Annotated in this window: 4 protein-coding genes; all 4 read right to left on the reverse strand. The window is 69.2% G+C overall.

Annotated features, from left to right (window positions below; genetic code table 11):
* Positions 1-6 precede the first annotated feature (6 nt).
* On the reverse strand, positions 7-5364 hold the full coding sequence (gene pks13 / locus A5678_RS05275; RefSeq protein ID WP_068039523.1) for a polyketide synthase Pks13: 5358 nt from the start codon (positions 5362-5364) through the stop codon (positions 7-9).
* 11 nt (positions 5365-5375) lie between these two features.
* Positions 5376-7274 carry a long-chain-fatty-acid--AMP ligase FadD32 gene (gene fadD32 / locus A5678_RS05280; RefSeq protein WP_068039525.1) on the reverse strand — a complete coding sequence of 633 codons (1899 nt, stop codon included), beginning with the start codon at positions 7272-7274 and terminating at the stop codon, positions 5376-5378.
* 288 nt (positions 7275-7562) lie between these two features.
* Positions 7563-8573 (reverse strand): cutinase family protein, encoded by a 1011-nt coding sequence (locus tag A5678_RS05285; RefSeq protein WP_068039529.1) that lies wholly within the window; start codon positions 8571-8573, stop codon positions 7563-7565.
* Between the two features lie 109 nt (positions 8574-8682).
* A complete protein-coding gene (locus A5678_RS05290; protein WP_068039538.1) occupies positions 8683-9585 on the reverse strand; it encodes an esterase family protein in 903 nt (300 codons plus the stop codon).
* Between the last annotated feature and the right edge of the window lie 200 nt (positions 9586-9785).

Raw genomic sequence — 9785 nt, forward strand, 5'->3', positions numbered from 1 at the left:
CCGTCACTACTTGCCTACCTCACTCGTGTGGCTGGTGTCGGCCTCGATCTCGTTCAACGCCTCGGTCATGTGTGCGCCCACCTTGGCGATGATCGGCTCGTCGATGGCCTGGATGTGCTCGCCACCGATCGGCACGATCTCGAGATCGGCTACGTACTCGCCCCAGCCGCCGTCCGGCTGGCGAACGGCATACCGCGGCTCGAACATGATCGCGTCGTCATGGTAGCGATCGGCCATGTAGAGGGTGACATGCCCGTCGTAGGCCTGGATCTGGGCGGTGTCGATGGCCCGGTTGTCCAGGTACGACGTGCGCTGGTGCTCGATGATCCCGGCCGGGATCTGCACCCCGCTCTGGCTGACCGCCTCGAGCACGAACCGGATCTGGCCCTCGTCGTCGAGCTCCTCGAGCTGCTCGTAGGGAATCTCCGGGATGGTGACGTTGAAGGTCCGCTCGGCGAACCGGGCGTAGCGGTCCCAGCGCTTGCGGATCTCCTCCTTGGTCTGCGGCACCTCCTCGCCGGCCCGGACGGCGTCGATCAGCCCGACCCACCGAACGTCCTTGCCGAGCCGCTTGAGCCCGATCGCGCACGCATAGGCGAGCACGCCGCCGAGGGACCAACCGGCCAGGATGTAGGGCCCGTCGCCCTGCATGTCGATCAGCTTCGGCAGGTACTGCGCCGCGCGCTCCTCGATCGAGCCCTCCACCCGCTCGAAGCCGTACATCGGGGTGTCGGCCGGCAGCCGGTTGAGCAGCGGCTCGTACACCACCGTCGAACCGCCGGCCGGGTGGAAGACGAACACCGGCGGTTTCGTGCTGCCCTCGGGCCGCGGCCGCAGGGTGCGGACGAACCCGTCGACCACGCCGGCCTCCAGGTACTCCCGTACCTTCTCCGCGAGCGCCTCGATGTTCTCCGACGTCACGACGTCCTCGACGCTGATCGGGCCCTCGGCGCGCTCCGACAGGCGCTGCGCCATCTTGGCGGCCTGGTCGTCGTCCAGCTTGGGCAGCGGGTTGAAGATGCCGCCCGGGGACTTGCCGGTGACGATCGCCCACGTGGCGAACGTGACCCGCTCGGCCGCGTCGCGCGGCGGCACGTCGGAGTTGAGCGCCGCGGCGACCGCCTGCTGGTTGAGCGCTTCGGCGGCCCCGGCCAGGTTGGGTTGCGGCTGCGCGGCCCCATTGGGTCCGGCGGCCTTGGGCCCCAACGGGTCCGTGGGCGGCGGCGGGACGGGAACGTCCGAGGCCGGCGGCGGCGCTTGTTGGGTTTCCGGCTCCGCCTGCGGGTCGGGCGCCGGCGCCGTCACCGTGCCCGGCGTCGCCCCGCTCAACATTTCCGCCTGCATCCGGGCGATCTCTTCGGATGACTGCGTCTGCTGGTACTCGTGCAGCTGCTCGACCTCGTCGCGGTGCTCGACCGCGTACTCGATCAGCTTCTCCACGTTGTAGAGGTTGGCGTCGCGCACCGCGGCCAGCTGGATCGGCGGCAGGTCGAAGTCGTATTCGACGCGGTTCTTGATTCGCACCGCCATCAGCGAGTCCAGGCCCAGCTCGATCAGCGGCACCTCCCACGGCAGGTCCTCGGGCTCGTAGCCCATGGCCGCGCCGACGATCATGCCCAAGCGCTCCGCGATGGTCTCGCCCGAGTCCGGTGACCACTTGCCCACGCTGCCCGAGAAGTACCGGTTGGTGAGGCTGTCCGTCAGGGTTTCGGCGTCCGCCTCTTCGGTGGGCGCCTCGGGCGCGGCCGCCGCCCCGTTGGACCCGGCCGTGACCGCCGCTCCCGCGCCGACCGCGGCAGGCAGGGCGACGCTCGCCTCCCCGCCGCGGGTCACCAGCGCGTCATACACCAGCGTGAAGGACTCGTCGATGCGCGCGTGCACCTGCACCGAGGCGCCGCCGGGGTGCCGGGTCAGCGTCGTCACCAGCCGGGCGTTCTCGCCGGGAACCGCGCGCTGCTCGGCCGCGGCCAGCTGCGCGTCGGGCAGCACCGCCGCCGCGGCGGCTTTCACCAACGCCGGCAGGTCCGCCTGGCCGCGGGGGTTGTGCTCCCACACGTGGCGGCCGTCCGGCAGCGCGACGTGGTTGCCGGGCATCATCACCGACGCGTCGCCGGAGAAGTGCACGTCCAGCCAGTGCTCCTTGCGCTTGAAGCGGGTCGGCGGGATGTTCGCATAGTCCGCCGGTCCGGCTGCGCGCGTGAACAGCGTCCAGATGTCCAGGTCGTGGCCGTAGGCGTAGAGCTGCGCCATGGTCGAGATCATCGACTCGACCTCGTCCTGCTTGCGGGCCAGCGTCGGGATCAGCTGCGCGTCGTGCAGCCCGGCGGCGGCCGTGGTCAGCCCGACCTGCATGAGCGCCACCGGGTTGGGGGCCAGCTCCAGGAAGGTGGTGTGCCCGCTGTCGACCGCGTTGCGGACGCCGTGGGTGAAGTAGACGCTGTGGCGCAGGCCCTTCTTCCAGTAGTCGACGTCGTGGATCGGCTCACCGCCGGGCTTGATGTAGGTGCCCTCGTGCACCGTCGAGTAGATCCCGACCGTCGGGCTCGTCGGCTGGATGCCCTGCAGCTCCGCCGCGAGCTCGCCGAGCAGCGGGTCCATCTGCTGGGTGTGGCTGGCGCCCTTGGTCTGGAACTTGCGGGCGAACTTGCCTGAAGATTCCGCGCGGGCGATGATCGCGTCCACCTGCTCGGGGGGACCGCCGATGACGGTCTGGGTGGGGGCGGCGTAGACGCACACCTCCAGGTCCGGGAAGTCGGAGAACACCGTCTTGATCTCCTCGGCGGAGTACTCCACCAGCGCCATCAGCCGGATGTACTCGCCGAACAGCATCGCCTCGCCCTCACCCATCAGGTGCGAGCGGGAGCAGATGGTTCGGGTGGCGTCGCGCAGCGACAAACCGCCGGCGAAGTACGCCGAGGCGGCCTCGCCCAGCGACTGACCGACCACCGCGGCGGGCTTGGCGCCGTGATGCTTGAGCAGCTCGCCCAGCGCGATCTGGATCGCGAAGATGGTGACCTGGGTGGTTTCGATGCCGTAGTCCTGCGAGTCGTCGAGGATCAGCTCGAGCACCGAGTAGCCCAGCTCGTCCTGGATCAGCGCGTCGACCTTCTCGATCCACTCGGCGAAGACCTCGTTGCGCAGGTACAGGCTCTTGCCCATCTTGCGGTGCTGCGCGCCGAACCCGGCCAGCACCCACACCGGGCCGTTCGTCACCGGCCCGTCGACGCTGAACACGCCCGGCCGCTGCTTGCCCTCGGCCACCGCGCGCAGGCCCTTGATGGCCTCCTCGTGGTCATGGGCCAGCACCACCGCTCGGGAGCGGCCGTGGTTGCGCCGCGACAGCGCCCGCCCGATCGATTCCAGCGACGACGCCTGCCCCTCCGGGCTTTCCATCCAGTCCGCCAGCTCTGCGGCCGCCGCCTTCTTGCGCGAGGTCAGGAACGCCGACACGGCGAGCGGGATCAGCGGCTTGGTCGGCTCCTCCGCCTCCTGCGCGGCGAGCTCCTCCAGCGCGATCTCTTTCAGCCGCAGCGCCTCGTCGGTGACGCCGGGCAGCTCGTAGGCTTCGTCCTCCTCGGCCGCGCCGGCGTCCGGGATGATGTTGCCGAAGTCGTCGAACCGCAGCGCGTGGCCCTCCATGGTGGGGGCGTCAGCGGTTTCGGCGGCGGCCTGCGGTTCGGGCGCGGGCTCGGGTTCGCGTGCCTCTTTTTCAACCACGTCACGTGGCAAGGTTTCACGCACCACCAGGTGCGCGTTGGCGCCACCGAAGCCGAAGCTGGACACCCCGGCCAGCGCGTAGCCGCCGTACCGCGGCCAATCGGTGGGCTGGTCGATCACCTTCAGGCGCATCGCGTCGAAGTCGATGTAGGGGCTGGGCCCGGCGAAGTTGATCGACGGCGGCAGCTTGTCGTGCTGCAGGGCCAGCACCACCTTGGCCATGCTGGCCGCGCCGGCCGCCGACTCCAGGTGGCCCACATTGGTTTTCACCGCGCCGAGCAGCGCCGGGCGGTCGGCGGGACGGCCCCGGCCGACGACCCGGCCCAGGGCCTCGGCCTCGATCGGGTCGCCCAGGACGGTACCGGTGCCGTGCGCCTCGATGTAGTCGACGGTGCGCGGGTCGATGCCGGCGTCCTTGTAGGCCCGGCGCAGCACGTCGGCCTGCGCGTCCTGGTTCGGCGCGATGAGGCCGTTGGACCGGCCGTCGTGGTTGACGGCGCTGCCCGCGATCACGGCGAGGATCTGGTCGCCGTCGCGGCGGGCGTCGTCGACCCGCTTGAGCACCAGCATGCCGCCGCCCTCGGAGCGGGTGTAGCCGTCGGCGTCCGAGGAGAACGACTTGATCCGGCCGTCGGGAGACAACACCTGGCCGATCTCGTCGAAACCGAGCGTCACCACGGGTGTGATCAGCGCGTTGACGCCCCCGGCGATCGCGACGTCGGCCTCGCCGTTGCGCAGGCCCTGCACGGCCTGGTGAATCGCCACCAGCGAGCTCGAGCACGCGGTATCCACGGCGACCGACGGACCGCGGAAGTCGTAGAAGTAGGAGACCCGGTTGGCGATGATCGACGTCGCCGTGCCGGTGATCGCGTAGGGGTGGGCGACGGTCGGGTCCGACACCGCCAGGAAGCTGTAGTCGTTGTTGGAGACGCCGACGTACACCCCGACGGACTGGCCGCGCAGGCTCGACGCCGGGATGTGGGCCTGCTCGAGCGCCTCCCAGGTCAGCTCCAGCGCCATCCGCTGCTGCGGGTCGATGTTGTCGGCTTCGGTCTTGGCCACCGCGAAGAACTCGGAGTCGAAGCCCTTGATGTCCTTCAGGTAGCCGCCGCGGGTGCGGGCGCTCGCCATCCGCGCGGCCAGGCGGGGCTCCTCGAGGAACTCCTCCCAGCGACCCTCCGGCAGGTCGGTGATGGCGTCGCGGCCCTCCATCAGCGCTTGCCACGTCTCGTCGGGGCTGTTCATGTCGCCGGGCAGCCGGGTCGACAGGCCCACGATCGCGATGTCGACACGCTCGGCCGGGCCGTTGCGCGTCCAGTCCGACACGTCGTCACCGGTGGTGTCGATTTCAGGCTCGCCCTCGATGATCCGGGTGGCGAGCGACTCGATGGTCGGATGCTGGAACGCCACCGCGACCGAGAGGGTGACACCGGTCATGTCCTCGATGTCGGCGGCCATCGCCACCGCGTCGCGCGACGACAGGCCCAGCTCGACCATCGGCACCGACTCGTCGATGTCGTCCGGTGACTTCCCGACGGCACGGCCCACCCAGTTGCGCAGCCACTCGCGCATCTCGGGAACCGTCAGGTCCGTCTTCTTGGCGGGCAGATTCTCCTGCTGGTCTTGGGGGTCGTCTAGTTCAGCCATGGTTCCCGGGTTCAGTCGTTAGCACCGGCGAAGGCGGTCGGCGAACCGACACCGCTGCGCAGGCTGCCGTCGAGGTAGGCGGCGCGGCACGCGCGGCGCCCGATCTTGCCGCTGGAGGTGCGCGGAATCGTTCCGGCCTGCACCAGCAGGAGGTCGCGAATGGTCACCCCGTGACGGACGGCGATGGCCGCCCGGATCTCGTCCGCGATGGGCTGGTAGTCGAGCTTGTGCGTGCCGGGGGCACGCTCGGCCACGATCACCAGCTGCTCGGAGCTGTCATCGGGGTCGTGCTTCAGGCCGGTGTGCGGGTTGTCGAACACCACCTGCGGCAGCTGGTTGGCCGGAACGGAGAACGCGGCCACGTAGCCGGTGCGCAGGGCGCGGCTGGCCTCCTGGGCCGAGTACTCGAGGTCCTGTGGGTAGTGGTTGCGGCCGTCGATGATGACGAGGTCCTTGATCCGGCCCGCGATGTAGAGGTGGCCCTTGTGGTAGGTGCCGTAGTCGCCGGTGCGCACCCACATGCCGTCGTCCGGAGCGCCCTCGGCGTGCGACTGGCTGATGCGCGACTTGAGGATGTTGCGGAAGGTCTCCTGGGTCTCCGCCTCCCTGCCCCAGTAGCCGGTGCCCATGTTGTTGCCGTGCAGCCAAATCTCGCCGATCTGCCCGTCCGGCAGCTCGCTGGCGGTGTCGGGGTCGACGATGACGGCCCACTCGTCGACGCCGATGACGCCGGCGGAGACCTGCGCGACGGCCGTGGGCGCATCGGGGGCCACCTCGACGAAGCGCTGCTTGTTCAGCTCGTCGCGGTCGACGTGGATGACCGTGGGCGCCTCGTCCATGGGCGTGGTTGAGACGAACAGCGTGGCCTCGGCCAGGCCGTAGGACGGCTTGATCGCCGTCTCGCGCAGGCCGTAGGGCGCGAACGCCTCATAGAACTTGCGCATCGATGCCGGGGACACCGGCTCGCTGCCGTTGAGGATCGCTTTGACGTTGCTCAGGTCGAGCGGTTGCTCGCCGTCCTTGGGCACGCCGCGCACCGCGGCGTGCTCGAACGCGAAGTTCGGAGCGACGGTGACGACCTCGCAGTTCGGGGCGTCTTCGGGCTTGCGCGCCATCTCCCGAATCCAGCGGCCGGGCCGGCGCACGAACGCGGCCGGGGTCATGAACGTGAAGTTGTAACCGAGCACCGGCGACAGCAGCGCCGTGATCAGGCCCATGTCGTGGAAGAACGGCAGCCAGGACAGGCCCCGGTCGCCCTCCTTGCCCTCGAGGCCGTTGAGCACCTGCAGCACGTTGGTGGGCAGGTTCAGATGGGTGATCTGCACGCCGGTGGGGGTGCGCGTGGAGCCGGAGGTGTACTGCAGGTAGGCGATGGTGTTCTCGTCGGCCTCCGGCTCCACCCAGGTGGAGGCCACCTCGTTGGGCACCGCGTCGACGGCGATCACGCGGGGCCGTTCCTTGGCCGACCGGGCGCGGATGAACTTGCGGACACCCTCGGCGGCCTCGGTGGTGGTCAGGATCGTGGAGGGCGTGCAGTCGTCGAGGACCGCGTGCAGGCGGCCGACGTGGCCCGGCTCACCCGGGTCGAACAGCGGCACCGCGATCCGGCCGGCGTACAGCGCGCCGAAGAAGGCGATCAGGTAGTCCAGGTTCTGCGGGCACAGGATGGCGATGCGGTCACCGGGCTGGGTGACCTGCTGCAGCCGGGCGCCCACCGCCCTGTTGCGGGCGCTGAAGTCGCGCCAGACGATGTCGCGGTACACCCCGTCGCGCTCGGTGGAGTAGTCGATGAAACGGTAGGCCAGGTTGTCGCCGCGTACCCGCGCCCACTTCTCAACGTGCTTGACCAGGTTGGTGTTGTCCGGGAACCTGATCTTTCCATTCACGATGAACGGGTTGTGGTACGGCATTCCGCTCTCCTGTCACACCTGTTTTAGGTCGGCGTACGCCGACGTTTGTCTTCTGGTCGGCGGACGCCGACGGTTTCCATCTCTACGCGGACCAGCCCTCGCGCGGCGTCACGGGCGCCGGCGTCCTGCTCATCACAGGCCGGCGTCTACCAGGACCGGGTCCGCAACAAAGTCTTTTAGCTCTTAAATTCCTCTTAATGTTAAGGGGCTGCCCGCAGCACACCAAATCACAAGGTACCGCTGATCTGCACCGGCAACCGGCTCCTGGCTGCTGTGTCCCGCGGCCGGTCATCCATGTTTGGGGTGCGGCGCATTATTGATCAGTCCTTGAACCCAATTCAAGGTCCAATCCGTCGCCGCCTGCCCGTCGGCGTTCCAGAACTCCGTGGTGGCGTACAACGCGTGGATGGGCTGCCCGGCATTCCCCGCCAGGGTGTTGAGCGTGTTGGGCAGGTTGGTCACGCTGAATGCCTCGTTCGGCGCGGCGCAGATGAGGTCGCCCGGAGCGCAGATCTCGTTGGTCTTGCCGTTGAGCGCCCCGAACCCGCCGGGCCGGGCCCCGGTCATGGTCAACCCCAGACCGGACAGCACGGGCACCTCATGCAGCGTGATCTCGGCGCCCTGCCCCGGCGGGTTGGGCCCTATGTCGTTGCCCACCCCGGGCTGGCGGCGACCGTCGGCGATCAACGTCACACCGAGCACCAGGTCGTCGTCGACGGGTCCGCGCCCGTTGCCGATGTCGCTGGCGATGTCCCCGGCGATCACCGCGCCCTGGGAGAAACCCATCAGCACGTAACTGGTCAGCGGGCACTTGGCGTTCATGTCCGTCATCGCCTGGACCGTCGCGCGGGTGCCTTCGGCGCGGCTTTCGTTGTACGACATCTGCGTGTCGCCGCTGAGCGGGTTGTGGAATTGGGCGGTGTAGGGGGTGGTGTACTCCTGCACCCGGGACGCAGGGAACTGCTGGCTGACAGTCGCGGTCACCTTGTGCAGCAACGCATTGGGGAATTGCATCGGGTTGACCGGATCGTCCTGCGGGGCGGATTCCCACGTGCCGGGGACATTGACCAACTGGACGTCGGGACATGACGCGTCCTGCGAAGCGGGCCGGGGCTTGTGCGGGTGAGTGGTCGTGGTCGGCGAAGGCAGGACGCCGGGCGGCACCGCGCTGGGCGGAGCCTCGCGGTTGCGCAGCAAGACCACCACCGCCACGATCACCAACAGCACCACGACCGCCATCGCGCACGCGGCGGCCCAGGCGAGGATTCGGTGGCGCTTGCGCTGGGCGTTGGTAGCCATGTTCTCCTGCTAGCAGAGGGATTGATCGCGGCGACGCGGTCCTCCCGACCCCTGCCGCACCTCTACACGGTACCGGCTCGCCCGACTAGGTCAGTCCCGCAGCGATCGGCTACCGGATTGCGCCGACGATGTCGCCCGACATGGCTCCCAGTTGCCCCGACCACGAGCCCCAGCCGTTGTCGCCGCCGGCCGGGAAGTCGAAGTGACCGTTGTGCCCGCCGTTGCTGCGGTACTGCTGATAGAACTCCCGGGAGCTACCCATCGCCGCACCCGCCTGGCCGATCATGGCGGCGTCGTCCCCGCCCATGTTCGTCGGGCTGTAAACCCAGACCCGGGTGTTGTTCTGCGCCAGCAGCGAGGCGTGCACATAGGGGTCGTGCCATTTCCACCGGCCCAGCTGCGGGGCGCCCCACATCCCGTTGCCGTCCACGCCGCCGAACTGCTGCAGGCCGGCCAGGATCGCGCCGTTGTAGTTGGTGCTCGACGGATACAGGAATCCGGACAGCGAACCGGCGAAGCCGAAGCGGTCGGGGTGGAAGGCGGCCAGCGCCATCGCGCCGTAGCCACCTTGCGAGGCGCCGACGGCGGCATGGCCACCGGGCGCCAGGCCCTTATTGGCGGACAGCCAGTTGGGCAGCTCGCTGGACAGGAAGGTGTCCCACTGCTTGCTGCCGTCCTGCTCCCAGTTGGTGTACATGCTCCAAGCGCCGCCCGCGGGCGCCACCACGGAGATGCCCTTGCCGCCCAGGGTGTTCATCGCGTTGCCCGCGGTGACCCAGTTGCTGACGTCCGGGGCCGCGTTGAAGGCGTCCAGCAGATAGACCGCGTGCGGACCGCCGGCCAGGAAGGCCACCGGGATGTCGCGGCCCATCGCCGCCGACGGCACCATCAGGCTCTCGTAACCGGCCGCCCGCGCCTTGCCGGCGGGTCCGCCCGTCACCGTCACACCGATCAAGCCGACCGCCAGCGCGGCCACGGAGATCACCCGAAGAAGCGCTGGCATACCCCGCACGACCCTCATGTCCACCCTCCATCGTCTAGTCGCTGTCTGCACATTAGCCAGCGCCGTAGTTCCCCCGCCCGCGGGGTAGTGAAACAAATCACACACCAAAACAACCAGCGGCGGAAACCCCGCGGGGTTTCCGCCGCCAGTCGCGTCGTTCTTGGGCTTAGGTGCCCTGGCCGGTCTGACCGTTCCCGGCAGCGGTCGCG

The organism is Mycobacterium sp. E2733, from assembly GCF_001667585.1.
In the GTDB taxonomy this organism is placed as follows: Bacteria; Actinomycetota; Actinomycetes; order Mycobacteriales; family Mycobacteriaceae; genus Mycobacterium.